Consider the following 17,304-nt stretch of genomic DNA (forward strand, 5'->3'; position numbering starts at 1 on the left):
TAACTTTGAGTATTTTTGCTTGATAAATGATAATTTTTGTATTATCTTGTATTAGCAAAAATCCACACAAGTTGTTCTTTAGTTTTGATTTTAAATAGTGTCATTCGTTGTCTTCCAGCGAATGAGTGCGTATTATACGCTTTTTAAAATTGATGTCAAGCACTTTTTTCAATTTTTTTTAAATTATTTTGAGAGTCAGTATTTATCTAATTATCTCAAAATGTTTCATTAAATTATTGAAATTAAACAAGTTTTTTCATTTGCTTGTCTGCTTGAGTGGTGCGTATTATACGCTAATTTTAATGGTTGTAAAGTGGTTTTTTGGGGGAAATGGGAGAAAGTTTGTATGTTGTTGATTTTTTTGGGGTTTTTTAGAAAAACAAAAAGAAAGGAAAAATACCGAATATCATAACATACATTGTCTTAGACCATCATTAATACATCATATACCATATTCATTTTATAGTTGATCAAGATAGATTTGGTTTATCATTTCTGTTTAACTGCCAATTTTCATGCAATATTGCAAGCCTGAATTTAAAACTTCAGTTTTTTGGTTTTAATGAATCAATTTGCTATTGGCATTAATAATAGATTGTGTGTTTAATTTTTCTTTGAGTTTGGCAATGATCACTGCAACCATGAATGAGATTGCTTGCAACAATACAATCGTTGCCCCTGTGGCCGAATCTAAATGATAACTCAAAATTGCACCAAGCACGCTGGTCAAGCACGAACTTAACACCGCAACCACCAACATAGGAATAAACCGCTTACATAACACAAAAGCAGTAATACCTGGTGAAATAAGCATCGCCACCACCAAAATCACACCGACTGCCTGCATTGCCATCACAATCGTAGCAGACAACAAAACCAACAGTCCATAATGCAGTAGCTTGGGCGACAACCCCACCACTCGTGTATGACTGACATCAAAGCAGTACATTAACAAATCTTTGGCTTTTAACAAAACCAGCAATAAAACCAACCCACATACTACCGCTGTTTGCCACAGCATTTCCCTATCAACACCCAAAAGATTGCCAAACAAAATATGTTTTAAATGCTGTTCGGTGTCAATCTTAGTAAAAATCACCAGACCAAATGCGAACATACCAGCAAAAATCACACCCATCAGTGTATCTTCCTTGATGCGGGTATTGTTCTTCAGATACCCCACTGAGACGGCACAAAATAATCCTGCCACAAAAGCACCAAAAAACACAGGCAGTCCAAGCCATGCAGCAATCACAACTCCTGGAAATACTGCATGAGAAATGGCATCACCCATAAGCGACCAGCCCTTTAACACCACAAAACAAGACAGCACGGCACACACTGCTCCCACCGCAACAGCTGATAATAAGGCGTGTTGCATAAAAATATGGCTAAGTGGCTCGGTAAAATAATTAAGTATTTGCATAACTTTAATCGGTTTTATTTCAAGTTAGTCTTTTAATTTAAATGAGTGGACTGGCTTTGGTGCTTTATCATATTGCTTTTTTGGCGGTATTTTTGAGTAATCATGCCAAATTTTGGCGAGAATAAAAATGCCAAAACAAACAACAAGGTTTGTAATGATACAATCACACCACCTGTCGTACCATCAAGAAAATAACTTAAATACGCACCGAATCCACTTGTTGTAATTCCAAGCACACCTGCAATGATGATGAGCGGTCGAAATTTGTCAGTCAATTGATAGGCTATCGCCCCAGGGGCAATCACCATTGCAATGACAAGAATCGCCCCCACTGTCTGCAACGCCGATACTACACAAGCAGACAAAAGACCGAAAAATAAAATTTGGTAAAATTTGGGCGACAGCCCTACTGATTTGGCATGAATCTCATCAAAAAACACCAACAGCAAATCCTTCCAAAAAATTAACAAAAAAATGAGTGATACCGCCATAATAATGCCAATCTGTACGATATCATCGTCAGAAATGCCCAAAATATTACCAAAAATAATCTCTTGAATATTAACTGAAGTGGGATTGATGGAAATGATAAACAGCCCAAGTGCAAAAAAAGTGGTGAAAATAAAGCCAATTACCGCATCTTCTTTGAGTTTGGTGATGGATTTTACCCACAAAATCGCCAAAGCAGCTAAAATCCCAGCAAAAAATGCCCCTACTGCATATGGTAAGCTAAGTGCATAAGCTATCGCCACACCTGGCACAACTGCATGGGATAACGCATCGCCAATAAGAGACCACCCTTTGAGCATCAGATATGCCGACAAAAAGGCACAAACTCCACCCACAACAGATGACATCACCATCGCTTTTATCATGTACTCGTAAGCAAATGGTTCAGCAAGCAAGGTGATTAATTCACTCATTTACCACCTCTTGAACGACTATTAGATATCAGGCTCTCGTCTTGCCGCTCGTTGTCATCACAAGATAACAGCATGACAAGATTGGTTTTTGGGTCATACAGTTGAACACCGTCATTTTTGGCAGTCTTAGGAAGGTTCATATTTACCTGACCGACACGACTTGCCTCAACGGTCTCAGTACAGTACATGCTCTCAGGTGTATTGCTCTGCACCCCGTAGAATACCGCTGGCACTTCATCATCAGCCAAAATCGTCAAAGAACGACCATCATCATCATCGTGCAAGTCCTTGCCAGACAAGCGGATTTGACGCAATACACCACCGAAGACTTTTTCCAAATTTTCCTGTGTGAAAGTTTCTTTGGTTGTACCACTCGCCAGCACAGTACGATTTATCATCACCACCTGATCACAAAATTCTGGGACCGTCCCTAGATTATGCGTAGATATTAAAATTAAATGCCCTTCTGCTCGTAAATCATCAAGTAATGTCATGATGGCCTTTTCGGTCTTGACATCCACACCAGTAAATGGCTCGTCCAGCAAAATAATTTTGCTTTCTTGTGCCAATGCACGAGCTAAAAATACTCGCTTTTTTTGACCGCCAGACAGCTCACTGATTTGACGATCTTTAAGATGGTCAATATTGACACGAGCCATCGCATCAGCAACTTTTTGCTTGTCAGTCGCCTTGGGAATACGCAAAAAATTCATGTATCCGTAGCGACCCATCATCACAACATCATAGACAGACACAGGAAACTGCCAATCTACCTCTTCAGACTGAGGAACATAAGCAACCAAATTATGTTTTAAGGCGGTGTGAATCGGCATATCACACAGTAGAATTCGCCCTGATTGTGGCTTCACCAAACCCATGATGGATTTAAATAGTGTTGATTTCCCCGAGCCATTGACACCCACAAGAGCACAAGTTGTACCCCCCGTTAAAGTGAAATTGACATCATACAAAGCGGTATGTCCATTAGGATAATGAACAGAAATATTTTCAACAGATATTTTGGTAGCAATCAATGAATTTTTCATAAAAAGTAAATAGATAAATTTAAAAAAACATAAAAAAATAAAAAACAGCTTTAATGACAATATCATCATTGAACTTTTATGTTTTTTTAAATCTAAAAATAACACATTCAAACAAAATAAAGCACCACCCATCTAAAAATGACTTATATGGCACTGACAAAGCTGTATTGTAAAAGATGGTTGGTATTTTGAAAAGTAATTTTTGTAAGGATTGTTAATTGAAAAAATCAATTATCTTTTAATCAAACCCAAACCTGATAAGATGCCAATTCATTAAAATCGCCCCTTGCGAACAAAGCAATCATTCAAAAGTATTGCATCAAAAACAAGGGCTATGGCAACAAAACTCAATCATTACACCGCCATAGCCCAAAAACACAATCAAAGCTTTTAAAAAGCAAGGGATAAAAGATGAACAAAAAGACAATATTTCACTTTTCCATCCTATTTTTTGGCGTTTTCAAAGCCCTCAACTATTGTGCTTACTGTAACATTCAATAAGTCTAGATAAGTTGGCACCTTACCGCCTGCTTCGCTCAACGAATCCACATAAAGTACGCCACCATAATGTACGCCAGATTCTTTGGCAACCTGCTTGGCTGCTTTATCTGAAATGGTACTTTCACTAAATACGACAGGAATATTATTGGCCCGCACGGTATCAATTAGGGCTTTGACCTGTTGGGGCGTGCCCTGCTGTTCGGCATTAATATCCCACAAATAAGCCTCTTTTAACCCATAATCCTTAGCAAGATAGCTAAACGCCCCTTCACTTGTTACCAGCCAGCGTTCACCCTCTGGAATGCTGGCTAATTTCATGCGAAGTGGCTCGTCCATCGCTTTGATTTTTTGGCGATACTCTTCAGCATTTTTAATATAAATGTCTTTATTTTTTGGGTCGTGAGCAATGAATGCCTCTTTGATATTATCCACATAAACCAATGCATTAGTCGTAGACATCCATGCGTGCGGATTCGGCATATCTTTATATGCACCTGCCTTAATCGGCAATGGCTCAATACCCTCTGTTACCACCACCGCAGGCACATCTTTGGCATCTTGGTAAAATTTTTCAAACCAGCGTTCCAAATTCATGCCATTCCACAAAATCAAATCAGCATCTTTAACCTTGGCAATATCTTTTGGCGTTGGTTCATAATCATGAATCTCCGCCCCTGCCTTAGTGATTGAATGCACATCAGCAACATCTCCTGCAACATTTTTAGCAATGTCTTCAATAACGGTAAATGTAGTAATGACGGTCATCTTGTCTTTTTGGTCCGCCTTAGTACTTGACTGTTGACCACCGCAAGCTGTCAAAAGCAAAGTTGCACCAGCTAAGATGGATAGTATTTTTTTCATCATCTACTCCTAAATTTGTCAGTGTAATCATCAAAAACCTAAGTTTTCATCATGGGATTATTTGATAATGATAACTGTTTTTATTAATAAATGCAAGCAGTTCACTTAGAGTTTGCCTAGCAAGTACTTTTGCATGACTTAAAAAAAATAGCTTGTAGCATTATTTTGTTTTTTTATTCACTTAAAATGACTCGGTCAAATGGCTTGGCTAAATGGCTTAATTTAGTTCAAACGACAAGTCCAGACTCACCTTTTTTTAGCCCCAAAAACCTGCTATAATAATTAAAAGTGCTTGGTATGCACTTTGTTTTGTTTGCACCGATTTTGGTGTATTTTATTTATCCACTGGTAGCGGTTATATGGTTGATAGTACCAACCATCACTACCAACGCCACAACTAGGAATATTTTATGATTGCAATCACCTTGCCAAATGGCGATATCAAGCACTTTGACGCCCCCACCACCGTAATGGACATCGCCCAAAGTATCGGAGCAGGTCTTGCCAAAGCGTGTGTGGCAGGCAAAGTCAATGGCAAACTTGTGGACGCCTGCGACCCCATTACCGCCGACGCCACCGTGCAAATCATCACGCCAAAGAACGATGAAGGCGTTGAGATTATCCGCCACTCTTGTGCTCATTTATTGGGACACGCCGTCAAGCAGTTATTCCCTGAGGTCAAAATGGTGATTGGACCTGTTATTGACGAGGGTTTTTATTATGACATTTATTCAGAAAAACCCTTTACGCTTGACGATATGGCAAAAATTGAAAATCGTATGACCGATTTAATCAATCAAGACTATGATGTCATCAAAAAAATGACCCCAAAAGATGAAGTGATTGAAGTCTTTAAAAACCGTGGCGAAGACTATAAATTACGCCTAATTGATGATATGCCAAATGAAACCCAAATGGGGCTATATTATCATCAAGAATATATTGATATGTGTCGTGGGCCACACGTACCCAATACTCGGTTTTTAAAAGCCTTTAAATTGACCAAAATCAGCGGTGCTTATTGGCGAGGCGATGCCAAAAACGAACAATTACAACGCATTTATGGCACGGCGTGGGCAGACAAAAAACAATTACAAGCCTATATCAAACGCATAGAAGAAGCCGAAAAACGAGACCACCGCAAAATTGGCAAGGCACTCAATTTATTTCATTTGCAAGAAGAAGCCCCTGGAATGGTATTTTGGCACCCGAGTGGCTGGACAATCTACCAAGTACTTGAACAATATATGCGAAAAGTGCAAAAAGACAATGGCTATTTGGAGATTAAAACCCCACAAGTGGTGGATAGAGCGTTGTGGGAAAAATCAGGGCATTGGGAGAATTATGGCGAATTGATGTTTACCACGCATTCAGAAAAACGAGATTATGCCGTCAAGCCAATGAATTGCCCCTGCCACGTGCAAGTTTTTAATCAAGGCTTAAAGTCGTATCGTGATTTGCCTTTGCGTTTGGCAGAATTTGGCTCCTGTCATCGCAACGAACCGTCAGGCTCATTGCACGGCATTATGCGTGTGCGTGGTTTTGTGCAAGACGATGCACATATTTTTTGTACCAATGAACAAATCAGCACCGAAGCGCAAGATTTTATCAAATTGACCTTGCAAGTATATAAAGACTTTGGTTTTGATGAGGTGCAAATGAAACTGTCCACTCGCCCAGAAAAACGAGTGGGGGCAGACGAGCTTTGGGATTTGGCGGAAAAAGATTTGGCGGACGCACTGGACAAAGCAGGGCTTGACTGGCAATTACAAGCAGGCGAAGGGGCGTTTTATGGTCCAAAAATTGAGTTTAGTCTCAAAGACTGCTTGGGGCGTGTGTGGCAATGTGGCACACTACAACTGGATTTTAATTTGCCCGAGCGACTGGACGCTGAATTTATCAATGAACACGGCGAGCGTGCCAAACCTGTGATGCTCCACCGTGCGATTTTGGGCAGTTTTGAGCGGTTTTTGGGGATTTTGATTGAGCATTATGCAGGCTTTTTCCCTGCGTGGCTTGCCCCCCAGCAGGTGGTGGTAATGAACATCACCGACAAGCAAGCAGACAGCGTAACCAATGTTACAAATACCCTAAAATCAAAGGGTTATCGTGCGATGAGTGATTTGCGTAACGAAAAAATCGGCTTTAAAATCCGTGAACAAACCCTGCAACGAGTGCCGTTTATGCTGGTATTGGGCGACAAAGAAGTAGAAAGTAATACGGTCAATGTGCGTACAAGAGAAGGCGAGAATCTGGGCAGTATGAGCTTAGATGACTTTATCAAAGTATTAAATGGGGCGATTGAGAAGAAAGGGCGAGTTGAAAGTAAAGCCGAGTGATTTTGTCTTTTGACAAAAAATCCATTCAAAGTAATTTTGGGTGGATTTTTTGTAAAAAATCTAAAAATTTCAATGATTTAAAAAAAATTAGGGGCTGTCCTAGATAACTAACCTAAACTGCCCTTAACTAATTGTTTTAAAATGGAAATTTGAGATTTAAGGTCACTGTTATTAAAACGCCATTCGCATTCTTTAAGGTAAAGCTCAAAGTGTTCTTTGGGAACACCGTTAAATTTGCGTAAATGGCGTTTTGCTTGATTCCAAAATTCTCTATTCCGTTAATGTGATTTTGTTTTTCTGCAAAGTGCATACTGTGATTGATTCTAAAGTGATTAAACTCACTGACATCAAGCACATCATAACTTTTGTAGAAATCTGTGTAAACAATGCTGTCAGGCTTTACTTTTTCTCGTATAATGGGTAATAAAGTAGTTGACTGTGTATTGGGTGCAGCAACGGTACAAACTTTGCCATTGCGCTTTAATAAGCCAAATACCGCAGTCTTGCCGCCTGCACCACGACCACGCTTACCTTTGCGTGTTCCACCAAAGTAGCTCTCATCAGCTTCAACTTCACCATCTAGCATTTCTAGGTGCTGACTGTGGTGATAGATGAGTAGGCGTAATCGGTGAAAATAGTAAGCAGCTGTTGTTTTGTTTACATTGGCTAATTGAGCTGCCGTTCTTGCAGTAACACCTGCAACAAACAGCTCAATGAGTTTGTTTTGTTTGTACTGACTTAGACGACTTTTTCTCATTGGGTTATTTTAACCTAAATGAAGTTTTTGGTCATTATCTAGGACAGCCCCTAATCTTTAATGAACAATGGGACGAACAAAAAGCCAAAACGCATTATGAATTAAATGATGACGAACAAAAACGCCTAAAACAAGCCTACCGCAAAGCCAGTCAAATTTGCCACCCTGACCGTGTCAGCGAAGCACAAAAAGCGATTGCCGAAGAAGTGTTTGTAGAGTTAACCAAAGCCTATGAAGAAAATGATTTGAAAAAAGTGGAAGGGATTTTGACGGATTTGCAAAAAGGCATTTTTAAGGCTCGCTCTGAAACGGTAACGGCACTTGATAAATTAAAAATCATCAAACAGCAATTAAGCCAAAAAGTCGCCCAATTAAAGCAAGCCATTGATGAGATTGAAAATAGCGAAAGTTATCGTTTGGTGAGTGAGATTGTGGATTGGGATAGCTATTTTGATGAGCAAAAAGTACAATTAACCAAAGAAAGAGACCGCCTAACAAAAAAGCTAGGCGATATGCCATTTTGATTATCGTAAACAATATGCCATTACCATTCCCGCCAAAATGCGTGCCACTACCTTTGCCCCACGCCCGTCAATGTCATAATTGGGGTTAAATTCAGCAATGATAAACGAACTAACTTAGGGATAATTTTGCTATAATCAATCATTGTTTGTATATTAATTACTCATTAATTTTTGATGAGCCACATACGATGAATAGATACATCAGTAAGTGGCTTCGCTACTCTTTATCATGAAAATCATCACTTCATCATTATGTATCTCATTTGCATTTTTGATAGGACAGCAGTTAATTGTTGGTTTGTCCACATATTTTATTGCAAATCTTGCCATAGACATTGCTCAAAAAGATAATTTTTTAATAAATTTAGGTGGTTTTGTTTTATCATTAATCATTGTTTACATCCCTGCTTATTTTGCAACCATTTTTTTAGAAAAATCAAAATTTAACCTACTAAATAATTATGTGCAAAAATTTATTATGACTTTTTTTGGCAAAACTGCCTTACTTAACAATAAAGAACTAAAAGACCAAAGCACTGTTTTTATTAGTCAAGAAAGCAAAGCAGTGGTAGATGATATGTTGGACTTTGCATTTGATGGTGTGGCACTGATTTTAAATTTATTGATTAATATCCTAATTTTGGGGTTTTTTCTTGATTATAAATTATTGGCGGCTTATATCGTTGGATTTTTATTGGTAGAATTTTTTATTTTTTACCATCAAAATAAAATATCCAAGATGTCAAAAATATCTCAAAAATCTAGAATATATTTTATCGCTATTTTAAATAAAATTTGGGACAATGTTATTATTTTTAATAAATATAATATAGGCATTTTCAATCATATTTATAAAAATAATTTCAACCGCTCCAAAAAATATCATATTTACAGTCAATCTTTAAATCAATTGATTTCAAGCTTTGGTATGATTCTATTTATGATTCCTGTATTGAGTTTGATTGTTTATTTATTCATAAAGCATCAAAATGATTATGTATTTTTATCATTGTTGGTGGCGACATTGCCAAGACAAATACAATTATTGCAAATGGGTCAGGCACTTGTTTTTCATCAAACCAATTTTTCTAGCATTAAAGCCAGATTTATTGGTTTGCAAAATTCTTTAAATGTGCCTGATATTGATATATTGAGCAGAATTAAATTTAAAGAGATTTTTGTTAATAATATGCCATTGAGTAGTTTTGATTTAAATAATTTGCCAAAAAATGGTAGAATGACGATTAGGGGGCGTAATGGTGTTGGCAAAAGTAGTTTTTTATTGTATTTAAAAACATTGTTATCAAACGGAGCTTTTTATCTGCCTGTTAACCATGATTTATTTTTTCATCAAAATAATAAAAAATCAACAGGTCAAAAATTACTATCTCAATTAATGGAAATTAAGAACAATAAAAACGATGTTGATGTTATTATTCTTGATGAGTGGGATGCAAATTTAGATGATGTAAACAGAAATTATCTTGATGAGCTGATAAATGAGTTGGCAAAAGAGAAATTGGTTGTGGAAGTCAGACACTAAAAATCCTAAAAAATCCCTGCAACTCTTGAATCCACCCAAACATCAACGATGTAGTTTACACCAAAGTCACCCTACCCAAAAGCGATATCAAAGGCAAATTGCCTTGGCGCCCATCTTTTATAAAATGCAAAATAAGTCCTAAAATATAGGACTTATTTTGTATGGTGCAATCTTATAAATAAAAACCAAGACCATCAGCCAATCACATCAACACCACCCATATAAGGCCGTAATGCTTTTGGGATACTGACCGTACCATCTGCATTTTGGTGATTTTCCAATATGGCAAGTAGCGTACGACCTACCGCAAGACCAGAGCCATTGAGCGTATGCACCAACTGAGTTGTTTTACCATCTTTTAATCTGGCAGACATACGGCGTGCCTGAAAATCACCACAATTTGAGCAGCTAGAAATCTCACGATAAGTGTTTTGAGATGGTAGCCATACTTCAATATCATAAGTTTTTAACGCACTAAATCCCATATCTTTGGTGCACAGCGTCAGCACACGATAAGGCAGCTCCAAGGCTTGTAAAATACTTTCAGCTTGTGCGGTCATTTCCTCTAATGCGTCCAATGAAGTATCAGGATGTACGATTTGAACCATCTCTACTTTTTCAAACTGATGCTGACGAATAAGCCCACGAGTATCCCGCCCTGCCGAGCCTGCCTCACTACGAAAACATGGGGTATGTGCGGTCAATTTGATTGGCAAAGCATTGGGGTCTATGATGCTGTCTCGCACGGTATTGGTCAAAGGAATCTCAGAAGTTGAAATCAGATAGTAATCTTTTTCACGCAGACGGAACAAATCTTCTTCAAATTTTGGTAACTGTCCTGTGCCTTGCAAACTATCAGCATTGACTATATAAGGTACATACATCTCAGTATAGCCACGCTCAGTGTGAGCATCTAGCATGAACTGCACAAGTGCACGATTTAACTTGGCAAGCTGTCCACGCAACACACTAAATCTTGACCCTGTCAATTTTGCTGCCAATTCAAAATCCAACTGCCCCAGATTCTCACCAATGTCAGTGTGATCTTTGATTTCAAAATCAAACTCACGAGGCAAACCCCAGCGGCGTATCTCCACATTATCACTTTCATCTTCGCCCACAGGCACACTTTCATGTGGCAGATTTGGAATTTTTAGACTCTCAGACTTAATGACGGCAAGCAAATCACGCAATCTCACCTCAGCGGTCTTCATGCACTCACTGACCTGCTCCATCTTTGCAAGCAACTCATCAGCATTTTCACCTTTGCGCTTTAGCTCACCAATTTGTTTTGCCCCTGCATTTTTTTGAGCCTGTAAATTCTCAGTTTCAATCTGCAAGGCCTTGCGTTGATTTTCCAAATCTTGCCAAAAATCAATGTCAAATTCATAGCCACGAGTTGCCAGCTTTTCTTTAAGCTCTGTCAAATCGCCACGCAGTAGTTTTGGATCAAGCATACCTAACCTTATTTCTTTATAAAAATGTGGTTATCATAGCAAAAAAAGCGTGAAATTTCAGCAAATTTAGTATTTTTGAATCAAGTTTAGAAAAATTATCCAACTTTGGCAATTTTTTATTGTTTTTTGGTTTATTTTTTTGCATAAAAACAGTAATATAAGCACTACTCTTTTTAAGAAAATTTTTCATCACAGGAATCTATCGTGAGCAAGGCTCTTTATCCTTACACTCTAAAACCCATTGCACTTAACATGACAGAAGACGAATTTCGTGGTGCACAGCTTGCCTTATTTGAAAAAGGGGCAGACAATTTTACCCTAAAATCCATTCGCACCAAAGAATGGATTGTCATGGCAGTTGTTATGGCAGCTGCAATTGCAGGCTTGCTACTTGTTACTGGCTATTCAAACATTATTTTTTGGATCATGCTTGTGCTTGTGGCATTATATTTGGCCGTGCGTACACTTGGATTAAAATGGCATATGCGTCGTGAATACGATAAGCAAGTCAGCAATACCAAAATACCTGATGAAATGACCCAAATTCAGCTCGGGGTACAATCACATGGGATTGTGATGAGCATACCCGCACCAGCACACATGAGCAACAGCTCACAGATGCGTGGCGTGCAGATGCGTTCTGCACCCATGCAATCGGCAGTAATCCCATGGAGTGCAGTAAGTAGCTGGGACGAGACAAGTGACTATGTATTTGTGATGTTTGACATGAAAGGTCAAAAGGGCAGTCAAATCATTCCAAAACGCTTAGAAAAAAATGGCCTGCCTCTTAAAACCATCATCAAACATTTGCATGAGGTGAAGGCCAAAGGTCTGGAATCTTTGACACAATCACCGTTGTAACCAATCATTCATCAATTGTGATGTGCCATGACAAAATAGTAACGATTTTGCCTTGCTGTTTTGTCATTTTTAGCGTAAGATAAAAATAAAATTAAGATAAAGCAAGATAAGAATGCTTGCCTAATTCTTTTAAAATTTCATTTAAGATGAAAAATTTAAGATTAAAAAACATACTTAACTTTCAATTCACACAACAAAAGGTAATCTATCATGACAGACACCATTAACCAAATTGGTCTTGAAAAAGCAGAGCTGACCCCTGTCATCAAGGCATTGAATTCTCTATTATCCAGCTATCATTTGTTTTACATCAATGTGCGTGGCTACCATTGGAACATCAAAGGTGAGCACTTTTTTACCCTGCACCCAAAATTTGAAGAGCTTTACACCGAGCTACAACTACAAATTGATGAAATTGCCGAACGCATTCTTACGCTAGGTGGCACACCATTACATGCTTATAGCGACTTCGCCAAGCGTTCAAGCGTTCAAGAAGATAAGGGCGTATTTGACAGTCGTGGTTGCGTTGGCGGTTTGGTTAAGGGCTTGCAAACTCTCATTGAAGAACAACGCAAAGTTGCTGAGCTTGCTGAAGAGGCATCTGACCAAGGTACATCTGACATTGTTACAGGCTATGTACAAGCTCAAGAAAAAGAAATCTGGATGTATAACGCTTTCTTAGGTTAATTTGTGCTTTTATTGATTGGCAAAACACAAAACATCTCAAAACCTTATAAGTTTTGAGATGTTTTTATGAAAACCAATGAGTGATCAAATGATCTGGTAAAAAAATCAGTATTTTAATTCAATGATTTCAATCCAATAGCCATCTGGGTCTTTAATAAAAGCAATGTCCTTCATACTGCCATCTTCTGGGCGTTTTTGAAATTCAACATCATTTTCGTCAAACCATTTGACCGCATCAGTCATATTTGGTACGCTAAAACAAATGTGTCCAAATCCCCGTGGCTCACTGTTGCCATTATGATAACCAAAATCAGCGTCGTCTTCTGTGCCATAATTATGCGTCAATTCCAAGACGGCACGCTGACGAGAAACATAAGCGGTCAGATTGTCAATATGTGGTAAGTTGTCTTGCTCTTCTTTGGTCAATTTGGCTAAAAAGTACAAATCAAATTTGGCATCTGGAAATTGACTGTGACGCAACAAAGTCATACCAAGCACTCCAGTATAAAATTCCAGCGATTTCACAGGGTCTTTGATGCGTAGCATGGTATGATTAAATACATAACCTTCTGACTGGGCTGGAATGACTTGTACGCCATCAGCAGCCAAAACCTGTGTGGGCTGTATGCTTGTTGTCATAAATAAATTCTCCGACCTTGACTAAAAACTTTAAAAAATTAACTAAAAAAATCTACACGCCCTGTGGCGACATCGTACTCAGCACCAATGATGGTTAGGCGTCCTGCATTGACCATATCCTCCAAAATTCGAGACCCATGTTTAAGCTGACTGACTGACATACGCACATTGGCACGCACAGCACGGTCAATGAACTCATCCATATCAATTTCCCCATCACCTGCAGTGGCAATTTCATGTAGGTTATAGACACTTGGGCGGATTCTATCAACAATAGATTGTAAGTTTGGTGAATAATATTGATCTGGGTTGGCAAGTGCCTCTACGCACGCCGTTACCGCACCACAATGGCTATGACCAAGAACCACCACAAGCTGTGTGCCAAATTTTTCAGCAGCAAACTCAATCGAACCGATCTGACTGGGTGCAACAATATTCCCTGCCACACGAATCACAAATAAATCCCCAAGTCCTTGATCAAAGATCAGCTCCACAGGCACGCGTGCATCTGAACAACCCAAAATGATCGCATTGGGGCACTGCTTATTCACCAAAGTTGGTGGCGAAATATTCAAAGGCTCGGTACTGGCAATATTTGCCATATAGCGTTCGTTGCCTTTTTTTAACATTTCAAGGACAGACTTAGCATCCAAATTATTCATCGCATTTCTCATTATCCACTATTCGCTGCCAGGGACTTTTGAAGTATTGACATTCGGTACAGCACTCGCCTTTGGTGATTTTTGCTCCAATTCACTCATCTTTTGAGCTTTGCCTTGTTCTTCTTTTGGCTTATCGGTGGCAGGTTTTGGCTTATCAATATTAGGTTTTGGCTTGTCGTTATTGATATGCTCAGCTGCAACATCCACTGCCAACAAACCATCATTCTCTTGCACCTGATTCACTTGTTTTTCCACCGATTCATGACTCTCATTTGCATTGGCAAGCATTTCATCATCAAAAGTTTCTGGCTGCACAGGAATCTCTGTTAAAGTTGCTTGTAGTTTTATCTGTCTTGGCTGATGACTTGCTAGGTCTTGTGCCGTATCAGCACGCTCATAGTCCTCAATAATTTTAAGATAATCCGCCATTGCTACCACACTGACATTCACGCTGGCTGGCAGATTAAAATTGACCGTACGCACGGCATCATTTGCCAGTTTTATACCATCAAACTTACCATAAGTCAAAATGTAACGAGGGTTTTGATTGTCATCAAGATAGCGAAAATAGGCAAATTTATCACGGTCGCTATGCGTGTTGAGATAATTAACAATCACATCATTGTGGCTGACATCCATCACTTGAATGGTGAATTTTTTGACATCAAAATATCTTTTATCCTTAAATTCAGCAGGATAAGTACGAAAATCACGAATCAAAGTTGAAAAATCTATCGGTGGCACAGCAGTATTCAACTCACCAAGTGATTCAATATGAACAGGCAACTCTGCGACTTCTGCAACCTGTTGCTTGACATCTTCTTGACCATCAACAACAGCAGTCCTGCTGGTCAGCCACAAAATCAACCAAGCAACAAGCACTACCAATGCCAATACAAGCCAATACAAAGCCTGACGGCGAAAATATTTTTCTTTCATTGCGGCGCTAATCGCCATAATAAGTGCCTTTTTTGCTGAATTTTTGGATATTGTACCAATTTTCTGGCCATTGTAAATACTTGTCAGACATCGCAAGCCAATTAATCACGATGCCAGCTGGTCGCAATTATTCATAAATATTCATCAATTGAGCTTAGCGTATCAACCAGCACTTGATGATCAAAATCAGCCGTCACAAAGCCTTTACCAATGCCATTTAGTAATACCAAGCGTAATTTGCCTGATTGGACTTTTTTATCATGCCCCATTAAATCAAGTGCTTGGTCAACAGGAATGATAGGTGGTCTGATTGGTAAATGGAACTGAGTCAAAAGTCGTGCGACACGAGTGACTGATTCACGCTCAATCAACCCAAGCTTATGCGACATGGCTAATGCTTGCATCATGCCAGCCGACACCGCCTCACCATGCAACCACACGCCATAGCCTTGGTGCGTCTCAATGATGTGCCCAAAAGTATGACCAAAGTTGAGCAAGGCTCGTAATCCAGACTCTCGCTCATCTGCTGCAACAATATCCGCTTTGAACTGACAGGAGCGACACACCATTTTGGCCAACACCTTTGCATCTCGTGCATTGATGGCATCAGCATGGCATTCAAGCCAAGATAAAAACTCTTCATCTAAAATCAGTGCATATTTGACCACTTCTGCTAACCCTGCAAAAAACTCTCTGGCAGGCAAAGTATCAAAAGTTGTCATGTCTGCAAGCACCGCCACAGGTTGCCAAAATGCACCTATCATATTTTTGCCACGCAGATGATTGATGCCTGTTTTGCCACCTACCGATGAATCCACCTGTGCCAAAAGCGTTGTGGGTACTTGGATAAAATTCACACCACGCATAAAGCTGGCAGCCGCAAAGCCTGCCATATCACCAATTACCCCACCACCCAAAGCAATCATCGTACAGTCTCGGGAAAAGTGATGCTCAAGCAACACATCATAAATGCGATTGATGCTGTCTTGATTTTTATGATGCTCACCATCTGACAATACACAAGTGAGCACCGTAAAATTTGCCAATTTTAAGGAATTTTTAAGGCTATCTAAATAAAACGGTGCTACCACATCGTTGGTTACAATCAGTACTTGCTTACCTTTGATAAAAGGAATGATAGGACCTGCCAAATCAAACTGACCGTTCAAATCTCTTGGACTGGCAACAATAAAAATCGGATAATCATGACTTTGGGTGTGTACAATCAATTCATGTTTTATCGTGTCATGTGTGATCATGGTAAACTCGCAAAATTTCCAACTTTATTTTCATCAAATATTTAAATACAAAAAAAATTTATCTGGTCATTAGGCAGGCAAAACAGACTGATTGTATTCAATCGTTACCAGAAGCCCATCGACGCATCAAAATGGCCCTGACGCTTGTTGCGATTGGACATATCTAGACAGCATTTGTACGATATCATTCATCATCTGCTTGGGATAGGCACGCCCTGTGGGTACAGTGATGGTGGCAACTTCTTGGTACAAAGGGTGGCGAATTTGATACAGCTTTTCTAAAACTTCTCTGGGGTTATCGCTTTGTAATAAGGGACGATTTTTGTCTTTTTTGGTGCGAAATAGCTGGGTATCAACATTGGCTTCCAAATAAATCACTAAACCTTTTTTGAGCAATTTGCGATTTTCGGCACGCCCTACCGCACCACCACCAGTCGCCATCACAATATTTGACCGAGCGGTCAGCTCCATCAATGCACGAGTTTCACGCTCACGAAAGCCTTCCTCACCCTCTTTGGTAAAAATCCAAGGAATGTCCGCACCTGTCTGCGATACGATATAATGATCGCAGTCAACGAATTCACGCCCCAATTGCTTGGCAAGCAATTTGCCAATCGTGGTTTTGCCCGCACCCATTGGACCAACCAAAAAAATAGACGGTAGCATCTTGGCGAGCCCTTCACCCGTCTTTTCAACCACCACATTTGCAATGATTGAATTATCTTCTTCAAACATGATTGCTCTATTTATCAACTCTCAAATTGTCTTATCATACAAGGTTTAAGCAAATCTTGCTACTATTTTTCATGAAATCCATGTGCAATTTTTTTTGCACACCTTACCACCTTGATGGTTAAAATTCAAATTAGCAGACACAACT

Annotated in this window: 15 protein-coding genes and 1 pseudogene; 5 read left to right on the plus strand and 11 right to left on the minus strand. The window is 39.2% G+C overall.

Annotation, left to right across the window (positions count from 1 at the left end; all coding sequences use genetic code 11):
• Positions 1 to 559 precede the first annotated feature (559 nt).
• From U9670_RS04440 to U9670_RS04455, 4 genes are all read right to left on the minus strand, one after another.
• Positions 560 to 1,426: a metal ABC transporter permease gene (locus U9670_RS04440; RefSeq protein ID WP_323841264.1), complete on the minus strand. Its 867-nt coding sequence runs from the start codon at positions 1,424 to 1,426 to the stop codon at positions 560 to 562.
• Between the two features lie 32 nt (positions 1,427 to 1,458).
• The gene (locus tag U9670_RS04445; protein WP_323841263.1) at positions 1,459 to 2,349 is read right to left on the minus strand and encodes a metal ABC transporter permease; all 891 of its coding nucleotides are present in this window, start codon (positions 2,347 to 2,349) and stop codon (positions 1,459 to 1,461) included.
• Positions 2,346 to 3,395 (minus strand): metal ABC transporter ATP-binding protein, encoded by a 1,050-nt coding sequence (locus tag U9670_RS04450; RefSeq protein ID WP_323841262.1) that lies wholly within the window; start codon positions 3,393 to 3,395, stop codon positions 2,346 to 2,348. Before U9670_RS04450 ends, U9670_RS04445 begins: the two co-directional genes overlap by 4 nt.
• A 444-nt stretch (positions 3,396 to 3,839) precedes the next feature.
• A complete protein-coding gene (locus U9670_RS04455) occupies positions 3,840 to 4,757 on the minus strand; it encodes a metal ABC transporter substrate-binding protein (RefSeq protein ID WP_323841261.1) in 918 nt (305 codons plus the stop codon).
• 410 nt (positions 4,758 to 5,167) lie between these two features.
• Here U9670_RS04455 and thrS point away from each other — a divergent pair, with 410 nt between their 5' ends.
• Complete coding sequence (thrS, locus tag U9670_RS04460) at positions 5,168 to 7,096, plus strand: threonine--tRNA ligase (RefSeq protein WP_323841260.1); 1,929 nt, start codon at positions 5,168 to 5,170, stop codon at positions 7,094 to 7,096.
• 107 nt (positions 7,097 to 7,203) lie between these two features.
• On the opposite strand, the pseudogene U9670_RS04465 reads toward thrS, so the two are convergent.
• Positions 7,204 to 7,853: pseudogene (locus U9670_RS04465) on the minus strand (IS1595 family transposase).
• On the opposite strand from U9670_RS04465, the gene U9670_RS04470 reads away from it, so the two are divergent.
• Entirely contained in the window at positions 7,853 to 8,377 is a 525-nt protein-coding gene (locus U9670_RS04470; protein ID WP_323841259.1) for a DnaJ domain-containing protein, read from the plus strand. The pseudogene U9670_RS04465 and the gene U9670_RS04470 sit on opposite strands and share 1 nt — an antisense overlap.
• A 229-nt stretch (positions 8,378 to 8,606) precedes the next feature.
• The gene (locus tag U9670_RS04475; protein WP_323841258.1) at positions 8,607 to 9,920 is read left to right on the plus strand and encodes an ATP-binding cassette domain-containing protein; all 1,314 of its coding nucleotides are present in this window, start codon (positions 8,607 to 8,609) and stop codon (positions 9,918 to 9,920) included.
• 194 nt (positions 9,921 to 10,114) lie between these two features.
• Here U9670_RS04475 and serS read toward each other — a convergent pair whose 3' ends face one another.
• Positions 10,115 to 11,377 carry a serine--tRNA ligase gene (gene serS, locus U9670_RS04480; protein ID WP_323841257.1) on the minus strand — a complete coding sequence of 421 codons (1,263 nt, stop codon included), beginning with the start codon at positions 11,375 to 11,377 and terminating at the stop codon, positions 10,115 to 10,117.
• 204 nt (positions 11,378 to 11,581) lie between these two features.
• Here serS and U9670_RS04485 point away from each other — a divergent pair, with 204 nt between their 5' ends.
• Complete coding sequence (locus tag U9670_RS04485) at positions 11,582 to 12,238, plus strand: YcxB family protein (protein WP_323841256.1); 657 nt, start codon at positions 11,582 to 11,584, stop codon at positions 12,236 to 12,238.
• Positions 12,239 to 12,448: 210 nt separating this feature from the next.
• Positions 12,449 to 12,925, plus strand: coding sequence for a Dps family protein (locus U9670_RS04490; RefSeq protein ID WP_323841255.1), 477 nt, complete (start codon positions 12,449 to 12,451; stop codon positions 12,923 to 12,925).
• Positions 12,926 to 13,030: 105 nt separating this feature from the next.
• Here U9670_RS04490 and gloA read toward each other — a convergent pair whose 3' ends face one another.
• From gloA to aroK, 5 genes are all read right to left on the minus strand, one after another.
• The gene (gloA, locus tag U9670_RS04495; RefSeq protein ID WP_323841254.1) at positions 13,031 to 13,564 is read right to left on the minus strand and encodes a lactoylglutathione lyase; all 534 of its coding nucleotides are present in this window, start codon (positions 13,562 to 13,564) and stop codon (positions 13,031 to 13,033) included.
• A 38-nt stretch (positions 13,565 to 13,602) separates the two neighbouring features.
• A complete protein-coding gene (locus tag U9670_RS04500; RefSeq protein WP_323841253.1) occupies positions 13,603 to 14,226 on the minus strand; it encodes a carbonic anhydrase in 624 nt (207 codons plus the stop codon).
• A gap of 18 nt (positions 14,227 to 14,244) precedes the next feature.
• Positions 14,245 to 15,183, minus strand: a complete 939-nt coding sequence (locus U9670_RS04505) for a hypothetical protein (protein ID WP_323841252.1) — start codon at positions 15,181 to 15,183, stop codon at positions 14,245 to 14,247.
• Positions 15,184 to 15,296: 113 nt separating this feature from the next.
• Positions 15,297 to 16,424 carry a 3-dehydroquinate synthase gene (aroB, locus tag U9670_RS04510; RefSeq protein WP_323841251.1) on the minus strand — a complete coding sequence of 376 codons (1,128 nt, stop codon included), beginning with the start codon at positions 16,422 to 16,424 and terminating at the stop codon, positions 15,297 to 15,299.
• 126 nt (positions 16,425 to 16,550) lie between these two features.
• On the minus strand, positions 16,551 to 17,159 hold the full coding sequence (gene aroK / locus U9670_RS04515) for a shikimate kinase AroK (protein ID WP_323841250.1): 609 nt from the start codon (positions 17,157 to 17,159) through the stop codon (positions 16,551 to 16,553).
• Positions 17,160 to 17,304: the final 145 nt, after the last annotated feature.

The sequence above is a fragment of the Moraxella tarda genome (assembly GCF_035181405.1).
Lineage (GTDB): Bacteria > Pseudomonadota > Gammaproteobacteria > Pseudomonadales > Moraxellaceae > Moraxella.